The organism is Undibacterium sp. TJN25 (assembly GCF_049339885.1).
Classification (GTDB): Bacteria; Pseudomonadota; Gammaproteobacteria; order Burkholderiales; family Burkholderiaceae_D; genus Undibacterium.
The window spans coordinates 256,646-276,108 of the sequence record NZ_JBMPPM010000007.1 but is presented as its reverse complement, the minus strand read 5'-3'; the positions used below and the strand labels follow the sequence as shown (position 1 = coordinate 276,108).

Here is a 19,463-nt window from a genome sequence, read left to right as displayed (position 1 = left end):
AAGCACTGAAAAATTTACCTTCTTTACAAACTGCCCACGAAAATTAACCCGTCTTAACAATGTCTGCCACCGGATACTTAACGTGCAAGTACGTTACAAATATTTCGGAAACGCCCCTCTATTCCCCGATTTGAAACGCCGTTAAAAAAAATGAATGGGTATAAAGTGAATGTAGCCCATCAGGCGCCATCGAATCCCACGAATCCCACCTTTGATAGGAAATTTCATGTCCATCTCACCGCTCAGCGGTAACTCCGCCCTTTACAATACCCAGTTCCCACCCATTACCACGACCAGCAGCTCCGGCACCGGCAGCACCAGCAGCGTGCCCGGCGCCGCAAGCGGTGGAAAATTTGCTTCCGCGCTGGACGACGCCTTGTCGCAGCTTGGCATCTCGACCGGCAGCAGCGATTCCAGCACGTCCAGCACCTCCGGAACCACTTCCACCCAAGACCCGCAGCAGGCGCTGTCTGCCTTTGCACAGAACCTGTTTGCCGCCTTGCAGGCGCAGGCCAGCGGCCAGTCCGGCAGTTCTCCGAGCACCAACGGCTCGGTGGGCTCCACCAGTTCCGATGCGAGTGCTGTCAGCGGCGCGTCCGGCGGCGGCGGGCATCACCACCATCACGGTGGCGGGGGCGTCAGCAAACTGGAAAGCGGCTTGCAGAATCTGATCCAGCAACTGTCGTCAGGCCAGGATACGTCGACATCGGATTCCAGCACGTCCGACTCCAGCACGGCGGATTCCAGTGCATCGGGTTCGTCTTCCACGTCGAGTAGCTCCGGTTCGCCTCTGGATGCTCTGCAGCAGAGCTTCAATAACCTGCTGGCTGCCGACGGCGCCAGCAACAGCGGGGCCACGCTAAGCAATTTCCTGCAGAACCTTTCGCAAAACCTGCACGGTGCACCGTCCACCGGCAACGTTGTCAGCACCAAGGTCTGAACGGGCTTTTAGCCTTCCGGCGTTTCCGGCCACGGGAAAACGCGGCAAAAAAAAATCCACAGCCTTACCCGCATTGACGAGGTGAGCTGTGGATCAAGCCGCAAAAAAATCATGGGGAGGGCGGCTTTTGCCGCCACAAGTTTTATTCCTTCATGCGGTCGTGCTTGCGCACTTCGCCGATAGCGTGTTCGGCGGCATGCAAGGCTGCATTCACATGTTCCAGTGCGCGATGCTGCAGGCCGCGTGTGCCGGGATCATCCTCTTCGCGCGCGATATCGTTGTGCACCTTGCGCAACAGGTCTAGGGCTTTATGCAGGCGTCCGTCGCGTGGCAGGGCAACATCGGTTTCCGGATGGTAGCGCACGTCTTTGCCGTCGAAGATCGCTGCGCGCTTGATCTCGTTAAAGGCCGCGCCTATTTCGTCGCGTGCTATCAGCTCATCATCCGCAATGGCGCCGTCTTCAGGACGGCGGTGTTCCAGCATCCAGTTGGCCGCCCTCAGGTCGGACAATGCATGCAGATATGCAGGATGGCGGCCGGGTTCGTCGGCGTGCGCCGCCCCGGTGGAGCATGCAGAAATGGCTGCTACTGCGCTCAGCAATAACGGCAGGGCGAAGGTTTTTTTCAGTGTCATGATGTTTCCTCTTGTCTTTTATGATTGTGATGATTGATGGGGAACAATCTTGTTGTGCCACGAGCTCTTAGCGCAGCTGCGGTGTTTCAGGATGACAGGGAAGATGTGAATTGTGTAAGCAATTATTATTTTTCGATTGGAGGAAGTTGATCCGGATTGCTGAATCAGTATTTGACGAAGAAAAAACGCCGCTGCAAAGGACCTCTCCCTTGCAGCGGCGTTAGCCGGCATCGTCGCGCCGAGACTACTTACGGCCCGGCGAGAAAAATCAGCTTTTACCAGACGTTCTTGCCGGAAGCATCCTTCACCTGTTTCCAGGAATTTTCAATCGTTTCCACGACTGCCGCAGGCATGGCGATGTAGTCCAGTTCGGTTGCCATTGCGCCGCCGTTTTTGTAGGACCAGTCGATGAATTTCAATACTTCCTTGCCGCGTGAGGCATCAGCCTGCGTCTTGTGCATCAGCACGAAAGTCGCGCCGGTGATAGGCCAGCTGGCCTTGCCCGGCTGGTCCGTAGACACCACGGCGAAACCTGGCGTCTTGTCCCAGGCTGCGCCTGCGGCGGCGGCTTTGAAAGTCTCATTGTTAGGCTGTACATACTGGCCGTCGCGGTTTTTCAGCTGCGTGTATGCCAGGTTGTTTTTCTTTGCGTAGGCAAACTCGACATAGCCGATGGAACCGTTGATGCGCTGTACGTTGGCGGCGACGCCTTCATTGCCTTTGCCACCCAGGCCTGCAGGCCATTTGACCGCAGTGCCGCTGCCGACTGCGGTTTTGAATTGCGGGTTCACCTTGGACAGGTAGTCGGTGAACAGGAAGGAAGTGCCCGATGCGTCGGAGCGGTGCACAACGGTGATGTCTTCCGTCGGCAGTTTTACGCCAGGGTTCAGTGCAGCGATTTCAGGGGCGACCCATTTGCTGATTTTGCCCATGTAGATGTCTGCCAGGACCTGGCCTGTCAGTTTCAGTTCACCCGGCTTGACGCCGTCGATGTGCACGACAGGCACCACGCCGCCCATGACGACAGGGAATTGCACGAGGCCGTCCTTGTCCAACTCTTCGGCGGACAGCGGCATGTCGGATGCGCCGAAATCGACGGTGCTGGCCTTGATCTGCTTGATGCCGCCACCGGAGCCGATGGACTGGTAGTTCAGGCTGTTGCCCGTTGTTGTCTTGTAGGCTTCGGCCCATTTCGATGCAATAGGGTAGACGAAACTGGAGCCCGCACCGGTGATTTCAGCGGCCGTTGCGGAAGAAAAAGTCAGCATCGCGGCGATCGCCGCGACCGTGGATTTCAAAATAATGTTCGTGTTCATTGTCATTTCCTTCAACTCAAAAGATAGGAGCGGCGAAGATTATGCTTAAATTATGACGATACGATGACAGACGGGGCGCCTGTTTCTTCAGGCCGCACGTACCTGAAGCGCTGATCTTCTGTGAAAACCACAGTGAAAGCCGCAGTGAAAATTCAGTAAAAAGCACAGTGAAAATTGATCGCCGCAACCGCAGGGAAACCGCGCCGGGAAGACGCCGGCGGCCGGGTTCGGAGGGCGTGAAGCGGCATGGATTTATATTTTTTCCTGCATTGGCTTACAATCCCGGAAACTCCCAATTGCCCTGGCGGGCTGTTTTTTTCCTATTTCCGGGCCACCCATGAAAGTCCTGCTGATCGAAGACGACCCCATGATAGGGGAGAATATCCAGATTGCGCTGGAGGGCGAAGCCATTGCCGTGGACTGGCTCAGGGACGGCGGCGCGGCGGAAAGCGCACTGCACCTGCACAGCTATGACGCGCTGCTGCTGGACCTGAGCCTGCCGCATCGCGACGGCATCGACATCCTGCGCGAGCTCAGGGCCAAAGGCGATGCGTTGCCGGTGCTGGTCATCACTGCCAGGGATACAGTGCCGCACCGCGTGCTGGGCCTGCACAGCGGCGCCGACGATTATCTGGTCAAGCCCTTTGACCTGGACGAACTGATTGCGCGCCTGCACGCGCTGGTCAGGCGCTCGCGCGGCCGGGTGGAGCCGCTATACCGCAACGGCGACGTTGTCATCAACGCTGTCACGCGCGAAGTGGCGGTAGGCGGGAGCCAGGTGATCCTGTCTTCCCGCGAGTGGGCAATACTCGATGCGCTGGTGGCGCGCCCCGGCGCCATCCTGTCGCGCGCGCAGCTGGAAGAACGGCTGTTCGGCTGGTCCGGCGAAGTGGAGAGCAATGCGGTCGAGGTCTACATTCACGGCCTGCGCAAAAAGCTTGGCCAAAAGTTCGTCGTCAATGTGCGCGGCGTCGGCTACATGGTGGAAAAAATGGGGGAGAAAAGCGCATGAAGTCCCTGCGTATCCGCCTGATCCTGCTGTTTGGCGTTGCCATCATGGCCGCTGCGGCGCTGCAGTTTGCGACCTCGTTCCAGGCTGCCATGCTACAGGCCAACAAACTGTTCGACTATCACATGCAGCAGTTGGCGTTGGCGCTGCAGGACGGTAATTTCGACCTGGAAGAATGGGATTCGTTGCCGGGCATCGAGAGCAACAGCTTCGATTTCGTCGTCCAGGTCTGGTCGGCAGACGGCATGCGTGTGTATCAATCACGGACTTACCGCTCCTTGCCCAAGCAGGCGGCGCTCGGTTATTCGACGGTGACACTGGACAACGGAGACTGGCGCATCTATGCGGTGCGGGAGCACCAGCGGCTGATCCAGGTCGCGCAAAAGATCGAAGCCCGGCGCGACCGCGCGATCTCGCTCGCCTTCAGCGCACTGTGGCCGGTCATCCCCGTGTCGCTGCTGCTGTTTGCCGCAGCGTGGTGGGTTGTCACCTCGGCGCTCGCTCCCTTGACGCGGATAGGGCAGGAGCTGGCAGGCCGCAACGCCGGCTCCACCGAGCCTGTGCCGGATACCGGCGTGCCGCAGGAAGTGTCGCTGCTGGTGACCGAGCTCAACTCGCTGCTGCTGCGTACGGCGCAGGCCTTGCAGCTGCAGCAGCGGTTTGTGGAGGACGCTGCCCATGAACTGCGTTCGCCGATTACTGCGCTCAGGCTGCAGGTGCAGACGCTGGCCCGCTCCAGGGATGAACTCGCCACGACCCAGGCGGTGGGGCGCCTGCTGGGCGGCGTGGACCGTGCTTCCCGCCTGGTGGAGCAGCTGCTTGCACTGGCGCGGCAAGACCCGTCATCGCGCGGTGGCGAGTTGGCCCCGCTGTTCGTGGATATCTGCGCCGAGCAGGCAATGGCGGACATCGCGCCGCTGGCGGTGTCGCGTCATATCCGCCTGCACGGCGGCCCGCTGCCGCATCTTCAGATTTCGGGCGATGCCGACAGCCTGCGCGTGCTGGTGTGCAACCTGCTCGACAACGCGGTGCGCTACATTCCCGAGCACGGCGAGGTCAGGGTGGCTTTGCAGGCAACGGGCACGCATGCGGAGCTGAGCGTGGAGGATTCCGGCAGCGGCATCCCGCCGCAGGAGCGGAGCAGGATCTTCGACCGCTTCTACCGCGTGCCGGGCACCAGCCCCAGCGGCAGCGGCCTCGGCCTTGCCATCGCCAAGACGATCGTCGACCGGCATGGCGCGCAGATCACGCTCGGCGATTCCGCGCTGGGCGGGTTGATGGTCAAAATGTCATTTCCGCTCATGGCAGGATGATCGGGTCGATTTTTTTAAAACTCCGCTGCGTTTAAGTTTCGCCTAAGTTTCTTCAGGCAATATTGCCCAGGCTCAAAACCGGTATAGACAAGCTCTGCCGAGTTTTTCTATCAATAACCACCATACCAGAAGGAATTTTCATGCGTGCCATCGCTACTCTCGCCACCATCGTCTCCGGCGCTGCCATTCTTGCAGCATGCAGCACGCCCGTGAAAGTGGACGAAAAGCCGGTTGCGCCTGTCGCCGCAGCGCCGAAGGCCGCGCCTGCTCCTGATTCCCGCACCGTGTCCACCGTCGTTGCGCCAGTGATGGACCCGCTGACAGATCCGAACAACATCCTGTCCAAGCACAGCGTCTATTTCGATTTTGACAGCTATACCGTCAAGAAAGACTACAACTCCGTCGTTGAAGCGCATTCCAAATACGTAGCCGGCAGCGCCAGCCGCAAGATCCTCATCCAGGGCAATACCGATGAGCGCGGCGGCAGCGAGTACAACTTGGCGCTGGGCCAAAAGCGCGCGGAAGCAGTGCGCAAGGCAATGGCACTGCTAGGCATGCCTGATGCGCAGATGGAAGCTGTTTCCTACGGCAAGGAAAAACCGAAGGCAAGCGGCAGCGATGAAGCAGCCTGGGCAGAGAACCGCCGTGCCGACATCGTCTACACCGCCAGGTAATCCAGCGTAGCGGGGCGCTCCGTTTTGCCCCCAGCGCGCATTTCACCCTGGTTGTTATGTCATCCCATAACAATCCGGGAGTAGTACCCCGGAAAGGCCGCACGGCTTTTCCGGGCCGGTTCCGAACCGGCGCTTCTTCCCTTGCTCTTTCCTTTAGTCTTCCCATCACCTCCTGCAATTGACCTGAAGTTCCCAGCGTTTCCCGTAGCCTTTTGTATACTGGAGCGATGTCGGGGAAAATTGTGAGATATCGTTAAATCCCGTTCACTATGGCACGCCGCATGCTTTGATATGAGCAGCAATACCGCGTTCTCTCGTCGTTTCAGTAAGCTCACCTCTTTCTTGTTAAAAGGGAAAAGAAATGAAGCTGGCTAATATCAATATCGGTGTAAAACTGGGCGCGCTATCGGCGTTGCTATTGTGTGCGGTGATAGGCGTGGGTCTCGGCGGTCAAAACGCGTTGAGCGAGAGCAATGCCCGGAACACGGAAGTGATGCAAAGGGATATCACGATTACGCAGGCCGTCAACACGGCCAGGAAAGCGCAGGTAGAGTTCAAGAAGCAGGTACAGGAATGGAAAGACCTGCTAATAAGAGGCAATGATGCCGAAGCATTCAAGAAACACTCCGATGCTTTCGTCAAGCAGAGTGAATTCACGCAAAAGAACCTGCAGCAGTTGAAAGAACTGTTTGCGCAGCTCGGGCTGGATGTACAGGCAGTGGACGACACGCTGAAAACACATCAGGAACTGCAAGGCAAATACCTGGAAGCGCTGAAGCAGTACGACCGGGGTACGCCCGGCAGTGCGCAGACAGTGGATGCTCTGGTCAAGGGCATGGATAGGCCGCCTACGCAAAAAATCGACGCCATTGTCGATTTCATCTTGGCACAGGCCGACCGGCTGGAGTTGGAAGCCCGGCAGGAAACCCAGCAGCATCACCAGGCTTCGTCGCGCCTGCTATGGGCCGCCATTGTATTGGCGCTGGTGCTGGGCGGCACAGTGACTTACTGGCTGGTGCTCGGTATCACGCGCCCTTTGCACAAGGCAGTGGCAATTGCGCAGACCGCAGCCTCCGGCGACCTGACAACGCCGATACAGGTGACCGGCACCGATGAAATTGGCCTGCTGCTGAAGTCGCTGAAACACATGAACGAAAGCCTGTCCAACATCGTCAATGAGGTTCGCACGGGTACGGAAACCATTGCCCTCGCTTCCACCGAAATCGCTACCGGCAATCTCGATTTGTCCTCGCGTACCGAAGACCAGGCCAGCTCGCTGGAAGAAACTGCATCGTCGATGGAAGAGCTCACGACCAATGTCAGGCTGAATGCCGGCAATGCCAGCGCCGCCAGCAAGATGGCCGTGGCTTCATCGGAAATTGCTTCCAGGGCGGGCGTCATCGTGTCCGAAGTGGTGCAGACGATGCAGTCGATCAACGATGCCTCGAAAAAGATCGTGGATATCATCAGCGTCATCGACGGCATTGCCTTCCAGACCAATATCCTGGCGCTGAATGCCGCCGTGGAAGCGGCAAGGGCCGGCGAGCAGGGCCGGGGGTTTGCGGTGGTTGCCAGTGAAGTACGCAACCTGGCGCAGCGCTCCGCCGGCGCCGCGAAGGAAATCAAGCAGTTGATCAACGATTCCGTTGCCCAGGTTGAAGCAGGCGCGGACCTGGTCAACCAGGCCGGCGACACAATGGTGGAAGTGGTGGACAGCGTGCGGCGCGTCAGCGAGGTGCTGATAGAGATCACTGCCGCCAGCCATGAGCAGAACGAGGGCATCAGCCAGATCAACCAGGCCGTCAGCAATATGGACAATGTGACGCAGCAAAACGCCGCGCTGGTGGAGCAGGCCGCAGCCGCGACGGAATCGCTGCAGGAGCAGGCGCAGCATCTGACCGAAGTCGTCAGCGTGTTTACCACGAACAAGCTGGCAGCGGCGGCGACGCATGGGCGTGGCCGTTCCGGCGGCTTGAGGCTGCTGAAGGCAACTTGAGCAACATAAGCATGCTGTGATGCAAACCCAGGTAGAAGCTGGTCTGCCGGTGCCTGTTTCCCTGAAAAATGTTTTCATAAAATAAATTCATTTTTATAACAAAACTCCATTGTCTTTCTGCTGATTCCTGCTACCCTTCATTGCGGAAGCCGCTGTCCGCCTATATGCAATCGGCTGCGGGGCGGCTTTTATGTCCCGGCTTTTCTTCCCTTCAAGAACAATAAAACTGCCCCCTGCTTATAGGTAGGGCGGCAAGCCCAGGGAGCCGCGCCGGAAATTCGAGGATGGGGAAATGGCTTCGGGCTCAGCAGCTCCAAGCACTCAGGAGATGACAATGGCATTTCAAGGAAAAGCGGTACCGCTGGACAAAAGCGCGGTGAATGATGTGATCACGCCGCTCGGTATAGAAGAGGCCTCGTTGTGGGCCATCATCGAGGTTGAGACTTCGGGCGTCGGTTTCATGGCCTCGAAGCAGCCCATCATCTTGTTCGAACGCCACAAGTTCAGCCAGAAAACCGCGGGCAAATGGGATTCTACCTATCCGGATATCAGCAACCCGGTCTGGGGCGGCTACGGCCCTGCAGGCCAGCATCAGTATGACCGCCTGGCGCAGGCGATCAAGCTCAATGAAAGCGCAGCGCTGGAATCCGCTTCCTGGGGGTTGGGGCAGGTGATGGGAGAAAACTGGTCATCGCTGGGTTATGCCAGCGTGGCCGCGTTTGTTTCTGAAATGTGCGAATCCGAAGGCCGCCAGCTGCATGCCATGGCGCTGTTCATCAGCCATAAGGGCCTGGCGGCCAAGCTGAAGCAAAAAAGCTGGGCGGAGTTTGCGCTGGGCTACAACGGTGCGGGATATGCCAAAAACAGCTACGACACCAAACTGGATCAGCACTACCAGAAGCTCGCGGCCGGCCCGCTGCCGGACCTGCGCATCCGCACCGCGCAACTGGCGCTTACCTACCTGAGCAGTGAACGCCCCAGGCTGGACCCGCATGGCGTGGACGGCTGGCTGGGGCGAATGAGCCAGAGCGCCTTACAGGAATTCCAGAAAGGCGTGCCGCTCGCGCCCAACGGTGTGCTCGATGATGCGACGTATTCGGCGCTGCTGGCTGCGGCCGGTTTGAAATAAGTCAGGCAAGACTTTGCCGGCATGGCATGAAATACGGGGAGGGCAGGCGCGGCACCCTGTCCAGCAAAACCTGGTCCCTGGCTGGGCGCGAGTTTTTTATTGTTGGTGCATCATCGGTGCTGCGTCGCCACTTTCAGGCCAAGGGCGATAAAGATGCTGCCGATGATCTTGCCCTGCCAGCGGCTGAGCCACGACAGGCGTTTCACCAGGCGGCCCAAGGGACGCACGCTCAGCGCGATCAGTGTCGTATAGGCAGCGCTCAGGCCGACAAACAGCAGGCCAAGCACGGCAAACTGCGCAAACGTGGAACCATGTTCGGGATGGACAAACTGCGGCAGGAAAGCCAGGAAGAACAGCGCGGTCTTGGGATTCAGCAGCTCGGCCGGGATGGCCTGCAGGAAGGCCCGAGCTGGTGTAACTGCGGCTATTTTGGGCAGTGCAGGATCAGACGGTTTTTCCAGCAGCGCACGCACGCCCAGGTAGATCAGGTAGGCAGCGCCCACCAGTTTGACGATGGTGAATGCCAGCGCTGAAGTCATCAGCAGGGCAGACAGGCCCACTGCAGCGCCCAGCGTGTGCAGGAAATCGCCGGCGGCAACGCCCAGGCCGGTCAGGATGCCGGCTTTGCGGCCTCCCTGCACGGTGCGGGTGACCACCAGCAGCACCGCAGGGCCGGGTATCAGGAACAGGCCCAGCACTACCGCGACAAAGGTTCCAAGTGTAGTCAGGTCAAACATGTCTTCTCCAGAGTGGGCAGGTGGCATGGGGCCGCCTTCTGGAATGATCTTACCGAAAATCCCGGCTTCTGTCCTGAACAGCCCAGGAAGGGCGGGGCTGCGGGAACGGCAGGCGGGAAAACCTCGGCTGTGCCGGATTATGCGATGCCGTCTCCTTCAGGCGAAGTAAGACCAGACAAAATGCGCACCCAGCAACAGCAGGCCAGCAAAGAAGCAGCGCCTGAACAGCACGGGATTCATGCGGCTGCGCAGCCACTGCCCCAGTGCCATGCCCGCCAGCGCGGGCAGCAAGGCGATGATGGAAGTTTCCGCGCCTGACCAGGGCAGCGCACCGGCGGCCACCAGGTTCAGCGCCAGCGCCACTGTGGAGACGGTGAATGCCAGGCCCATCGCCTGCACCAGGTCGTCCTTGTCCAGTCCCAGCGCCTGCAGGAAAGGCACGGCGGGGATCGTGAAAACACCGGTTGCCGCGCTGACGACGCCGGTAATGGCGCCGATGGCAGGCCCCAGCCGGCGCTCCATGGCGGCAGACACCGCCAGCTTGACCGACGCCAGCCCCATCAGCGCATAGACGATCAGCGCCAGCCCCAGGCCGGCCGCGGCCCAGTCGGCATGCACGCGCGCCAGCAATAAGCCGCCTGCAAAGGTGCCCGCGCACACCCCCAGCAGCATGGGCCACAGCCGGCGCAGAAGACCGGAAAAATCCGGCCCCGCCGCCAGCTGCCACACGTTCGTAAAAAACGAAGGCACAATCAGCAGCGCGGCGGCTTCCATCGGTGTCATCAGCAGGCTCAGCAGCCCAATGGCAACGGTGGGCAGGCCCAGCCCGATGGCACCCTTGACGGCGCCAGCCAATACAAATACCAGACAGATCAGCAGCAGGTGCCGCGGATTGCTGGAGGAGAGGAGTGTGATCAGATTTTCCATGCCGCCAGTCTGCCACGGATGGCGCTTCCTGAAAATCTGGAATACACTCAGCCTGCCTGCGTATAAAACGAAGGCTGAGCCGCTATTCAAGGGAGATTGCCGTGCGCTTTGATTTGACCGACCTGCAATTATTTCTCCACGTGGTGGAGAGCGGCAGCATCACGTCCGGCGCCGGGCGCTCGCATCTGGCGCTGGCGTCCGCCAGTGCGCGGCTGCGCGGCATGGAAGACCTGCTGGGTGTGCCCTTGCTGTTCCGCAACCGGCGCGGCGTGGAGCCTACCGATGCCGGCCGCACGCTGCTGCACCATGCACGCGTCGTCATGCAGCAGATGGACAGGATGCGCGGCGACCTGGGCGAATATGCGCAAGGGCTGAAAGGGCATGTGCGCCTGCTGTGTAATACCTCGGCAATGATGGAGTTCCTGCCGGAAGTGCTGGCCGGCTACATGAAGGGGCATCCGCACGTCAATATCGATGTGGAAGAACGGCTCAGCTATGACATCGTACAGGCGCTGACGGACGGCCTGGCCGACATCGGCATCATCGCCGATACCGTTGCCAGCGGCAGCCTGCAGACTTTTCCTTTCCGCGACGACCAGCTGGTCGCCGTGGCCGCGCCCGGTCATCCACTGTCCGTCGCCGCAGGGAGCAGGCGTCGCCTGGCGTTTGCCGACCTGCTGCAGTACGACTTCATCGGCCTGGCCGGCGACAGCGCCTTGCAGCAGCATATCGCCGCGCATGCGCTCAAGCTGGGCCAGCGATTGCGCTACCGCTTGCGGCTGCGTAGTTTCGATGCGATCTGCCGCATGGTGGAGAGTGGCGCAGGTATTGCCGTTATCCCCGAAGCTGCGGCGCTGCGGTATAAAAAGACGATGGCGATACGGCATTTTCGCCTGACCGATGCGTGGACGCAGCGCCACCTGCTGGTTTGCATGCGGCGCTACGAGGATTTGCCCGCCTATGCACGCGGCCTGGTGGATGCCATCAAGACCTGAGCCATCAATGGGCAGCTGCATAGCTCTGTTGCTGCCGGAAATACGATTTTGCATCACCGTATTTTTCTGGTAGGCTTTTGCAAAATTGATAAGCGGAGACAGCCATGCGTTTCATGATCTTGAGAAAGGCGGATGAGTCCACCGAAGCCGGCGGGCATACCGGCCAGGATGCTGCGACAATGTCCGCGGCCATGGCGCGCTATGGCGACGAACTGCAGGCATCCGGCCTGCGTTGCGCAGGCCAGATGCTGCATTCCAGCGAGGGCGCACTGAGACTGCATTTCCATGATGGAGACATCCGTGTCAGCGAAGGCCCTTTCCCCGGGGAAAAAGAACTGGTCGCCGGCTTCACGATGCTGGAAGCTGCTTCGCAGCAAGAGGCAATAGCGTGGCTGAAGCGCTGGCCCGCAGGCGATGCCGACCTGACGCTGGAACTGCGCGGCAGCGGCTGCCCCGGCGGCCTGGAATGCATTAACCTGACGCAGGACACAGCGGACGGGCACCAGCAGCACCTGAAACGGTTTTTGGTGCTGCTCAAGGCCAGCCCCCTGGCAGAAACCGGCGCCATCCCCAGCGATGTCGTATTGGCCGCCATGGCCAAAAGAAATGAAGAGGGCACGCGAGCCGGGCTGCTGGTGGCCGGCGAAGGTTTGCAGACGACCGCCAGCGGCAAACGCGTCAAGTTCAGCAACGGCAAAGCGACCGTGCTGGACGGCCCTTTCAGCGAAACCAAGGAGCTGATCGCCGGCTACTGGCTGCTGCAAAGCAAATCCATCGCGGATGCCGTGGACTGGGTCAGGAACTATCCTTATCCCTTCATTGACGATGCCATGGTGGAAATCCGCCAGGTACAGGAAGACGCCGGGCTGGCCGCGGCATTTCTGCCCGGCATCGCGCATGCCGAAAGCCTGCACTCCTGAGCTACGGTCATGTGCTGCATTGCTGGAAAAGCGGGTGCCTTCCTGCCCACGAAAAATATGTTCAACTTGATGTCGATCCGGCTGCAATCCGTTCGTCGTACCTGTAAGCGGCAGGAAAAACCGGCCGCCCCGTCATTCTGAAACCCTGAAATTTTTATGGAGCCGCGATGAGCACCCAAATTTTTGTCAACCTGCCGGTCAAGGATCTGAACAAATCGGTCGAATTCTTCACCCGCATGGGCTATACCTTCAATCCGCAGTTCACTGATGAAAACGCCACCTGCATGATCGTCAGCGACACCATCTATGTGATGCTGCTGGTGGAAAAATTCTTCAAGACCTTCACCGAAAAAGACATCTGCGACTCCCGCAAAAGTACGGAAGTGCTGCTGTGCCTGTCCTGCGACAGCCGCGCCCAGGTGGATGAAATGGTCGCCAAGGCCGTGGCCGCAGGCGGCGCCACGCCCAGTCAACCCAAGGACTACGGCTTCATGTACGGCCATGGCTATGAAGACCTGGACGGGCATAACTGGGAACTGATGTATATGGAGCCCGCCGCGACCCCGCCACATGCTTAATTGTGATGAATCAGGTTTGCGAAATTTTCTTGATGTGATGTGCGGCCAGCGCTCCATCTTCCATTAGCACTTAGTCCCGTGTAGCGATCGCGAACGGCAATAGTGAGCCGATACTGCTATTGGGGCAAGTAGGGAGTTGTTCTGGGGTGTCGGCCGGCCCGCGGAATGCGGCCGAACAGGCACAAACTAACCATCGCCAACGTGACGACTGCCAGCAGCACAGCGCATCTTGCCCCGTGCCTACGCACTGCGGCCAGCACGCCGATTCAAGTCGACGCCGAGTGCAGCCTTGCGAAGACGGCGATTGCGCAGCACATAACGCACCGACGCGGAGGTGTCATACATGAGCTGGTAATGGTAATAGTTGATGTGCTCAAGCACGGCGAACAGGAAAATTCCGAGGGGCCATGCCAATTGCGTGTTCCACCCGGCGCTCACGACCTGGACAATGAAGCCGAGCGCCACGCCTCCAAACAGCACAAGATTGGTTGCCTTGAATGCGTTGAACAACCTGCCAAAATAATTCGGCAATGGGGCCGACGCCGACAGGGCGCTGTGTTTCAGTTGCCAATACAGGGATCCTTGCGCCAGCAAGTAGCTCACCGAGAGCAGCGCTGCAAGTCCGAGCGGCCAATGTACACCCGTTGCAGACTTGCGCCAATCCAGGATGAAAATAATCGGCAGCACGACGGCAGCCAGGGCTTCCATCCCGCGCAGGTAATTGAAGCGACTATTGAGTTTATGCATGGTATGTAGTTTGTCACCTTAGTTGCGAATGAGCGCAAAGCGAACAGCTGGAGTATCGGGAAGCCTTGTTCGATGGCGTATGCGTGCTGCGATAGACCGCCCACCTGCCATTGGGCCACGCATTCCTGCCCAACTTTTTCTCGTTCTGAATTTACCGCCATCTGCCTCCTAAACAATTAAAGAGGGCAGAGTGACTGGTCTGAGCATGAGTTCATGGGTAGGGCGCGGCTGGACGCTTACCAAGAAACGGTGGCCAAGGTCACCGTTATGCATGGATTACACGGTCAAGCTGTCCATGTGCATCTTGGCAGCTTGTCACTAAACGCGATACGCCGTGTTCATGAAATAGAGCTCCAGAAAGAACGCAGCTACGGCAAGCACCATGGGCAATATAGACAGCAGCTTTGTGATGCGGCTTGTTTGAAGAGTCTGGGCCCATTTCGTCTTGTTGGCCTTGTGCGCCTTATATCCGAAGAAAAAGGCCAACGGAGGCAGGACGAACAAGGGAATAACTAGCCAAAAAGTAAACGCAGATAGGGCGGTGAGAACGAGGGACAGTGCGGCCATGTTTTCCTAAGGGATTGTGCGGTATTCAGGGATCAATGAAAGCAATGAAAGCAACGAAAGAGCCGGGCCGGGCGTTCTAGTCATGACCAGATCCGGTAAACCCAATAACTCTCTTCTTCCATCACGCGGCGCTTCAGCTCCGTCGGTGAGAGCCCGGTAATCTTGCGTGTCTCGCGGCAAAAATGCGCCTGGTCTGCATAGCCGGTGCTGGCTGCTACGTCGCTCCACGACGAATCGCTGCCGCGCAGCATCTCGCGCGCAGCGATGAAACGAAACTCGGCCCGCCTCAGCCCCCACAAGCGCTGATACGACAAGCCGCTCCAGACCTTCATCTGCCTTTCCAGCTGGCGCCCGCTGCGCACCCAGCGAGAGGCCAGCATGCGCACTGCCATGCTTTCAAAGGAATCCCGCATCCAGTCCGCGAATGGGCTTTTGTGCGGCCGGGCGGCAAACCAGCGCGGCTCAATAAACGCCTCAATGAGCGCGATTCGGCTACCATGGTCGGGCGCTTTCAGCACGGCCTGCGCCATGGATTGCCATTCTGCATCAAAGACCTGTGCAAAGGCCGAACTGCGATTGGTATATTCTGCCATGTTCAGGCCCGTCAGCAGGTGCAGGGCTTCAGGTTGCAGGGCAAGCATGAATACTTCCACCTGGCCGGGGTTATAGGACACCACGGGTTCAGTGCGTGGGCCGTTGAATACGATGGGAGTCGGCAAGGCTTGTGTGACTGCCTTCTCGCCGATTTGTATGAGTTCGGCTTCTCCATGCAGATACCAGGCAATCGTGCAAAGCGGGGCCGGAGGAAAATGATTCAAGCGGCCATGTTCAGGCAGCAGCGCCACATCCAAGGTACTGCGCGTGATGTAGGCGCGGATGCAGGAGCCCAGAGAAACACGTGGTGCGTGCACGGCAGCGTGGGTGCCGCTGACATGCCTGGGGGTGCTTGGGGTGATACTCACTGGTTGATGGGAGCGCATCGGGGCATTCTATCCTAACTCAAAATGCAGGAGGCATCTTTTGCGTGTCGCATTCGTTCAATACTCTGCCCCTGCTTGTGCCGGATACTGTTTGCTGGCTGCCAACTCCACACCCTTTTAGGACAGATCAATGAACTTCAACCCCTATTCTCCAACAACGCTCTTTGCGATTTACTGTGTATCGGAATTTCTGGTTGTGCGGTTTAAATTTTCCGGCAAATATTCCGAAACCAAGGACCGCGGCTCACTGTATCTGCTGATGTTCATCTTCGTGGCGAGCCTGGGTCTGGCGCGGTTTGTGAAGATCCATTTCCCGCAAGCAGATCTGGAGAGCCTGACGCACATCGCTTTGCCGGGAGTGCTTTTATTTTTTGCCGGACTGATCATACGTTGGGCTTCCATCATTCATCTGGGCCGCTTCTTCACCATCGACGTGGCGATTGATGCAAAGCACACGCTGATCGATACCGGGCCCTACCGGTATGTCCGCCATCCTTCTTATACAGGGCTGTTGCTGCAGTTCCTCGGGATAGGAATTTGCTCCGCGAATATCCTGGCGCTGCTGGCCTTGATGGTGCCGATTTTTATCGCCCTGCGATATCGCATCGGCGTTGAAGAAGCTGCCTTGTCGGAAGGGCTGGGAGCGGCATATGCAGAGTACATGCGCAAAACCAAACGACTGTTTCCCTTTGTGTACTGACAAACCGGATAAACCTGACAAATGCGCTGCATGTCCGCCAGAAATCCGCGCATGCCTGCCGCCTATTCTTCGCCCATGTGCTGCGCCACATAATCCAGGAAGCAGGTTATCCGCGATGCCAGTTGCGTGTTACGGTAATACACGGCGTGGATAGGCTGCTGTACCTCCACCGTGTCGGCCATCAGCAATTGCACCAGGTCGCCGCGCTTGCGGTCGGCCTTGGTCATGAAATCTGCCAGGCAGGTGATGCCCTGGCCGGCGAGGGCAAGCTGGCGCAGCGTTTCGCCGCTGCTGGCCTGCAGGCTGGGGGTAATGGCCAGCCGGTCCCCTTGCGGATGGCGCAGCGGCCACTGGTTCAGCGATTCCGGCTGGGTAAAGCCGAGCAGGCTGTGCTGGGCGAGGTCGACGACGGTCTTGGGTTTGCCATGCTCTTTCAGATAGGCCGGGCTGGCCAGCACGCGCAGGCGGTTGCTGCCCAGCGGGCGGGCGTGCAAGGTGGAATCGCGCAGTGTGCCGATACGGATGGCAATATCGGTACGCTCTTCCAGCAGGTCAATGTTGAGGTCGTTGGTATTGAGTTCCAGTTCAATTTCAGGGTAGGCACGGCGGAAGCCCTCCGCCAGCGGCACGATCACGTGCAGCATGAAGGGCACGGCGGCATTGATGCGCAGGCGGCCCGAAGGGCGCTGGCGGCGCACGGCCATCTGTTCTTCCGCGTCGTCCACCGCTTCCAGTATCTTGCGCGCCTGTGCCAGGAACACGCCGCCTTCCTCCGTCAGTTCCAGCTTGCGGGTGGTGCGGCGTAGTAGTGTAGTTTGCAACTTTTCTTCCAGCCGGCCCAGCGCGCGGCTGATGCCGGACACGGTCTGCTCCAGCTGTTCTGCCGCTGCCGTCACCGAACCGCTGTCCACCACGGTGATAAATGCCAGTAATTCGTCTAATGTGGTCTTCATTCTTGAATTTTAATCAAATATCTTGTGCCTGGCACGGCCTTTTTCAGCAACGCGGAATCACGGACACTTGCGGCTGTTGTCTTTCATCGACTGCTATCCGGAGAAAATGCCATGCCTATTGCCCTACTTGCGCTGACGATCAGCGCCTTTGCCATCGGGACGACGGAATTCGTCATCGTCGGCCTGATTCCCACTATCGCAGGCGATCTCAGCGTCAGCCTGCCTTCCGCCGGCCTGTTGGTCAGCCTGTATGCGCTGGGTGTGGCCGTAGGCGCGCCGGTGCTGACGGCGCTCACCGGCAAGCTGCCGCGCAAGATGCTGCTGGTGTCGCTGATGGTGCTGTTCACGCTGGGCAACCTGCTGGCCTGGAAAGCGCCCAGTTATGAATCGCTGATCGTTGCCCGCATCCTGACGGGGCTGGCGCATGGCGTATTCTTTTCTATTGCCTCCACCATTGCCACCGGCCTGGTGCCGAAAGAAAAAGCGGCCAGCGCGATTGCAATCATGTTCACCGGCCTGACGGTCGCGCTGGTCACCGGCGTGCCGCTGGGCACCTTCATCGGTCAGCATTTCGGCTGGCGCGAAACCTTTCTCGCGGTGTCTGCGCTGGGTGTCATCGCCTTTGTCGGCAGCCTGATTTTTGTGCCGGCGCATATCAAGAGTTCTGCATCGGCGTCGCTGCTGGAGCAGGTCAAGGTGCTGGGCCAGCCGCGCCTGCTGCTGGTGTATGCAATGACGGCGGTCGGCTATGGCGGTTCGTTTGTCGCCTTTACTTACCTTGCTCCTATTTTGCAAGACATCTCGGGCTTTAGCGCCAGCGCCATCAGCCTGGTCATGCTGGTGTACGGCGTGTCGGTCGCGGTGGGCAATATCTGGGGCGGCAAGCTGGCGGACAAACGCGGCCCTGTCGGCGCGCTGAAGATCATCTTCTCGCTGCTGGCCGCCGTGTTGCTGGTGCTGACCTTTACCGCGCCGCATCCGTGGCTGGTGGTGGCAACCGTGCTGGTCTGGGGCGCAGTCGCCTTTGGCAATGTGGCCGGCCTGCAGGTGTATGTGGTGCAGCAGGCGGAGCACTTCACGCCGCGCGCAGTGGACGTGGCTTCCGGCCTCAATATCGCGGCGTTCAATGTCGGGATCGCTGGCGGCGCCTGGGGTGGCGGCCTGATCGTTGAACACATGGGCCTGATGCATACACCGTGGATAGGTGCGCTGGTCGTGCTGGGCGCGCTGGGCCTGACAGCCTGGAGCGGCGCGCTGGACCGCAGGAATCCGAATCCGCATGTGACCGGTGTGAAGAAATCGAACCTGGCCGTGGGGCATTAAGCTCACCGCAGTTGTAGCCCGGGTGGAGCGCAGCGCAACCCGGGGAGCGGTCCACCAGCCGCAGGTACGCATCCCGGATTACGCTGCGCTGCATCCAGGCTACAACACCGCATACAGCGGAGCGCGCACAAATTAATCAATCTAAGGAACCATCATGAACAACATCCCCCTCTTCGGCGCAGGCACTTTCCGCCTGCAAGGCCAGACCGTTATCGATTCCGTCAAGAACGCGCTCGATCTCGGCTACCGCGCTATCGATACCGCGCAGATTTACGGCAATGAAGCCGACATAGGCCAGGCCGTTGCCGACAGCGGCGTGCCGCGCAGCGAGCTCTTCATTACCACCAAGATCTGGACCGAGAACCTGTCGCGCGGGGGCCTGGTGCCCAGCCTCAGGGAAAGCCTCGCCAGGCTGCGCACCGACTATGTCGACCTGGTGCTGATCCACTGGCCTTCGCCCGCTGATGCCGTGCCGCTGGCGGACAGCCTGGCTGCGCTGAAGGAAGCGAAAACTCTGGGGCTGACCCGGCAAATTGGCGTGTCAAACTTTACCGTGGATCTGATGCAGCAGGCAGTTGCCATTGCAGGCGCACAGGAAATCGCCACCAACCAGGTGGAGCTGCATCCCTATCTGCAAAACCGCGAGGTCGCTGATTTTGCCCGCAGGCATGACATCGCCATTACGTCTTACATGACCTTGGCATACGGCAAGGTGTTGGAGGATGCCGTCATCGGCAAGATCGCGGCGCAACGCAGCGCAACCCCGGCGCAGGTGGTGCTGGCCTGGGCGATGCAGCTGGGTTATGCCGTCATCCCATCATCGACCAGGCGTGAGAACCTGGAAAGCAACCTGAAGGCGCAGCAGCTAAGCTTGTCGGAAGAAGAAATGGCGCAGATCGCCGCACTCGACCGCAACCAGCGCCTGACCAGCCCGCAGGGACTGGCGCCTGCCTGGGACTGAAACCCGGTGTAGTTAACAAACTTTAAGCGGGGCCGCGCACGGAATCGGCATAGGATATAAACTA

20 protein-coding genes are annotated in these 19,463 nt (G+C 59.2%); 12 read left to right on the top strand and 8 right to left on the bottom strand.

The window, feature by feature from the left end:
* Positions 1 to 226 precede the first annotated feature (226 nt).
* Complete coding sequence (locus ACO0LO_RS19340; protein ID WP_422966426.1) at positions 227 to 940, top strand: hypothetical protein; 714 nt, start codon at positions 227 to 229, stop codon at positions 938 to 940.
* A gap of 142 nt (positions 941 to 1,082) precedes the next feature.
* On the opposite strand, the gene ACO0LO_RS19335 is transcribed toward ACO0LO_RS19340, so the two are convergent.
* Together ACO0LO_RS19335 and pstS are read right to left on the bottom strand one after the other, a co-directional pair.
* Positions 1,083 to 1,574: a hypothetical protein gene (locus ACO0LO_RS19335; protein ID WP_422966424.1), complete on the bottom strand. Its 492-nt coding sequence runs from the start codon at positions 1,572 to 1,574 to the stop codon at positions 1,083 to 1,085.
* 275 nt (positions 1,575 to 1,849) lie between these two features.
* Entirely contained in the window at positions 1,850 to 2,890 is a 1,041-nt protein-coding gene (pstS, locus tag ACO0LO_RS19330) for a phosphate ABC transporter substrate-binding protein PstS (RefSeq protein WP_422966423.1), read from the bottom strand.
* A 337-nt stretch (positions 2,891 to 3,227) separates the two neighbouring features.
* On the opposite strand from pstS, the gene ACO0LO_RS19325 reads away from it, so the two are divergent.
* The 5 genes from ACO0LO_RS19325 to ACO0LO_RS19305 all read left to right on the top strand — a co-directional run bounded on the left by ACO0LO_RS19325 (position 3,228) and on the right by ACO0LO_RS19305 (position 9,011).
* Positions 3,228 to 3,902 (top strand): response regulator, encoded by a 675-nt coding sequence (locus tag ACO0LO_RS19325; protein ID WP_422966421.1) that lies wholly within the window; start codon positions 3,228 to 3,230, stop codon positions 3,900 to 3,902.
* A complete protein-coding gene (locus ACO0LO_RS19320; protein WP_422966419.1) occupies positions 3,899 to 5,212 on the top strand; it encodes an ATP-binding protein in 1,314 nt (437 codons plus the stop codon). The genes ACO0LO_RS19325 and ACO0LO_RS19320 overlap by 4 nt, the downstream gene beginning before the upstream one ends.
* Positions 5,213 to 5,352: 140 nt before the next feature.
* Positions 5,353 to 5,886 (top strand): peptidoglycan-associated lipoprotein Pal, encoded by a 534-nt coding sequence (gene pal / locus ACO0LO_RS19315; protein WP_422966417.1) that lies wholly within the window; start codon positions 5,353 to 5,355, stop codon positions 5,884 to 5,886.
* 361 nt (positions 5,887 to 6,247) lie between these two features.
* Complete coding sequence (locus tag ACO0LO_RS19310) at positions 6,248 to 7,882, top strand: methyl-accepting chemotaxis protein (RefSeq protein ID WP_422966415.1); 1,635 nt, start codon at positions 6,248 to 6,250, stop codon at positions 7,880 to 7,882.
* Between the two features lie 334 nt (positions 7,883 to 8,216).
* Positions 8,217 to 9,011, top strand: coding sequence for an N-acetylmuramidase domain-containing protein (locus ACO0LO_RS19305; protein ID WP_422966413.1), 795 nt, complete (start codon positions 8,217 to 8,219; stop codon positions 9,009 to 9,011).
* A gap of 110 nt (positions 9,012 to 9,121) precedes the next feature.
* On the opposite strand, the gene ACO0LO_RS19300 is transcribed toward ACO0LO_RS19305, so the two are convergent.
* Together ACO0LO_RS19300 and ACO0LO_RS19295 are read right to left on the bottom strand one after the other, a co-directional pair.
* Positions 9,122 to 9,748, bottom strand: a complete 627-nt coding sequence (locus ACO0LO_RS19300; RefSeq protein WP_422966411.1) for a LysE family translocator — start codon at positions 9,746 to 9,748, stop codon at positions 9,122 to 9,124.
* A 156-nt stretch (positions 9,749 to 9,904) separates the two neighbouring features.
* Positions 9,905 to 10,675 carry a sulfite exporter TauE/SafE family protein gene (locus ACO0LO_RS19295; RefSeq protein WP_422966557.1) on the bottom strand — a complete coding sequence of 257 codons (771 nt, stop codon included), beginning with the start codon at positions 10,673 to 10,675 and terminating at the stop codon, positions 9,905 to 9,907.
* A gap of 101 nt (positions 10,676 to 10,776) precedes the next feature.
* Between ACO0LO_RS19295 and ACO0LO_RS19290 the strand changes: the two genes are divergently transcribed.
* From ACO0LO_RS19290 to ACO0LO_RS19280, 3 genes are all read left to right on the top strand, one after another.
* The gene (locus ACO0LO_RS19290) at positions 10,777 to 11,670 is read left to right on the top strand and encodes a LysR substrate-binding domain-containing protein (protein WP_422966409.1); all 894 of its coding nucleotides are present in this window, start codon (positions 10,777 to 10,779) and stop codon (positions 11,668 to 11,670) included.
* 104 nt (positions 11,671 to 11,774) lie between these two features.
* Positions 11,775 to 12,590: a YciI family protein gene (locus ACO0LO_RS19285; protein ID WP_422966408.1), complete on the top strand. Its 816-nt coding sequence runs from the start codon at positions 11,775 to 11,777 to the stop codon at positions 12,588 to 12,590.
* 167 nt (positions 12,591 to 12,757) lie between these two features.
* A complete protein-coding gene (locus ACO0LO_RS19280; protein ID WP_422966406.1) occupies positions 12,758 to 13,168 on the top strand; it encodes a VOC family protein in 411 nt (136 codons plus the stop codon).
* Positions 13,169 to 13,408: 240 nt separating this feature from the next.
* Here the strand turns inward: ACO0LO_RS19280 and ACO0LO_RS19275 are convergent, their stop codons facing one another.
* The 3 genes from ACO0LO_RS19275 to ACO0LO_RS19265 form a co-directional block, all read right to left on the bottom strand.
* Positions 13,409 to 13,915 carry a hypothetical protein gene (locus ACO0LO_RS19275; protein ID WP_422966404.1) on the bottom strand — a complete coding sequence of 169 codons (507 nt, stop codon included), beginning with the start codon at positions 13,913 to 13,915 and terminating at the stop codon, positions 13,409 to 13,411.
* Positions 13,916 to 14,233: 318 nt separating this feature from the next.
* Positions 14,234 to 14,482, bottom strand: coding sequence for a hypothetical protein (locus ACO0LO_RS19270; protein WP_422966402.1), 249 nt, complete (start codon positions 14,480 to 14,482; stop codon positions 14,234 to 14,236).
* Between the two features lie 80 nt (positions 14,483 to 14,562).
* A complete protein-coding gene (locus tag ACO0LO_RS19265; RefSeq protein WP_422966400.1) occupies positions 14,563 to 15,462 on the bottom strand; it encodes a helix-turn-helix domain-containing protein in 900 nt (299 codons plus the stop codon).
* A gap of 130 nt (positions 15,463 to 15,592) precedes the next feature.
* Here ACO0LO_RS19265 and ACO0LO_RS19260 point away from each other — a divergent pair, with 130 nt between their 5' ends.
* Positions 15,593 to 16,162 carry a methyltransferase family protein gene (locus ACO0LO_RS19260; protein ID WP_422966398.1) on the top strand — a complete coding sequence of 190 codons (570 nt, stop codon included), beginning with the start codon at positions 15,593 to 15,595 and terminating at the stop codon, positions 16,160 to 16,162.
* 62 nt (positions 16,163 to 16,224) lie between these two features.
* Here ACO0LO_RS19260 and ACO0LO_RS19255 read toward each other — a convergent pair whose 3' ends face one another.
* The gene (locus tag ACO0LO_RS19255) at positions 16,225 to 17,115 is read right to left on the bottom strand and encodes a LysR substrate-binding domain-containing protein (protein ID WP_422966396.1); all 891 of its coding nucleotides are present in this window, start codon (positions 17,113 to 17,115) and stop codon (positions 16,225 to 16,227) included.
* Positions 17,116 to 17,226: 111 nt separating this feature from the next.
* Here ACO0LO_RS19255 and ACO0LO_RS19250 point away from each other — a divergent pair, with 111 nt between their 5' ends.
* Both ACO0LO_RS19250 and dkgB read left to right on the top strand, forming a co-directional pair.
* A complete protein-coding gene (locus ACO0LO_RS19250) occupies positions 17,227 to 18,438 on the top strand; it encodes an MFS transporter (RefSeq protein ID WP_422966395.1) in 1,212 nt (403 codons plus the stop codon).
* A gap of 154 nt (positions 18,439 to 18,592) precedes the next feature.
* Positions 18,593 to 19,399 (top strand): 2,5-didehydrogluconate reductase DkgB, encoded by an 807-nt coding sequence (dkgB, locus tag ACO0LO_RS19245; protein ID WP_422966393.1) that lies wholly within the window; start codon positions 18,593 to 18,595, stop codon positions 19,397 to 19,399.
* Positions 19,400 to 19,463: the final 64 nt, after the last annotated feature.

Excerpts from the sequence above, each read along its gene's own strand:
- pstS (WP_422966423.1), bottom strand. The coding sequence starts at position 2,890 with ATGAACACGAACATTATTTTGAAATCCACGGTCGCGGCGATCGCCGCG.
- ACO0LO_RS19270 (WP_422966402.1), bottom strand. The coding sequence starts at position 14,482 with ATGGCCGCACTGTCCCTCGTTCTCACCGCCCTATCTGCGTTTACTTTT.
- ACO0LO_RS19275 (WP_422966404.1), bottom strand. The coding sequence starts at position 13,915 with ATGCATAAACTCAATAGTCGCTTCAATTACCTGCGCGGGATGGAAGCC.
- ACO0LO_RS19285 (WP_422966408.1), top strand. The coding sequence starts at position 11,775 with ATGCGTTTCATGATCTTGAGAAAGGCGGATGAGTCCACCGAAGCCGGC.
- ACO0LO_RS19320 (WP_422966419.1), top strand. The coding sequence starts at position 3,899 with ATGAAGTCCCTGCGTATCCGCCTGATCCTGCTGTTTGGCGTTGCCATC.
- ACO0LO_RS19260 (WP_422966398.1), top strand. The coding sequence starts at position 15,593 with ATGAACTTCAACCCCTATTCTCCAACAACGCTCTTTGCGATTTACTGT.
- ACO0LO_RS19255 (WP_422966396.1), bottom strand. The coding sequence starts at position 17,115 with ATGAAGACCACATTAGACGAATTACTGGCATTTATCACCGTGGTGGAC.
- ACO0LO_RS19295 (WP_422966557.1), bottom strand. The coding sequence starts at position 10,675 with ATGGAAAATCTGATCACACTCCTCTCCTCCAGCAATCCGCGGCACCTG.
- ACO0LO_RS19305 (WP_422966413.1), top strand. The coding sequence starts at position 8,217 with ATGGCATTTCAAGGAAAAGCGGTACCGCTGGACAAAAGCGCGGTGAAT.
- ACO0LO_RS19310 (WP_422966415.1), top strand. The coding sequence starts at position 6,248 with ATGAAGCTGGCTAATATCAATATCGGTGTAAAACTGGGCGCGCTATCG.
- ACO0LO_RS19300 (WP_422966411.1), bottom strand. The coding sequence starts at position 9,748 with ATGTTTGACCTGACTACACTTGGAACCTTTGTCGCGGTAGTGCTGGGC.
- ACO0LO_RS19335 (WP_422966424.1), bottom strand. The coding sequence starts at position 1,574 with ATGACACTGAAAAAAACCTTCGCCCTGCCGTTATTGCTGAGCGCAGTA.
- dkgB (WP_422966393.1), top strand. The coding sequence starts at position 18,593 with ATGAACAACATCCCCCTCTTCGGCGCAGGCACTTTCCGCCTGCAAGGC.
- ACO0LO_RS19340 (WP_422966426.1), top strand. The coding sequence starts at position 227 with ATGTCCATCTCACCGCTCAGCGGTAACTCCGCCCTTTACAATACCCAG.
- ACO0LO_RS19325 (WP_422966421.1), top strand. The coding sequence starts at position 3,228 with ATGAAAGTCCTGCTGATCGAAGACGACCCCATGATAGGGGAGAATATC.
- ACO0LO_RS19250 (WP_422966395.1), top strand. The coding sequence starts at position 17,227 with ATGCCTATTGCCCTACTTGCGCTGACGATCAGCGCCTTTGCCATCGGG.
- ACO0LO_RS19265 (WP_422966400.1), bottom strand. The coding sequence starts at position 15,462 with ATGCGCTCCCATCAACCAGTGAGTATCACCCCAAGCACCCCCAGGCAT.
- pal (WP_422966417.1), top strand. The coding sequence starts at position 5,353 with ATGCGTGCCATCGCTACTCTCGCCACCATCGTCTCCGGCGCTGCCATT.
- ACO0LO_RS19280 (WP_422966406.1), top strand. The coding sequence starts at position 12,758 with ATGAGCACCCAAATTTTTGTCAACCTGCCGGTCAAGGATCTGAACAAA.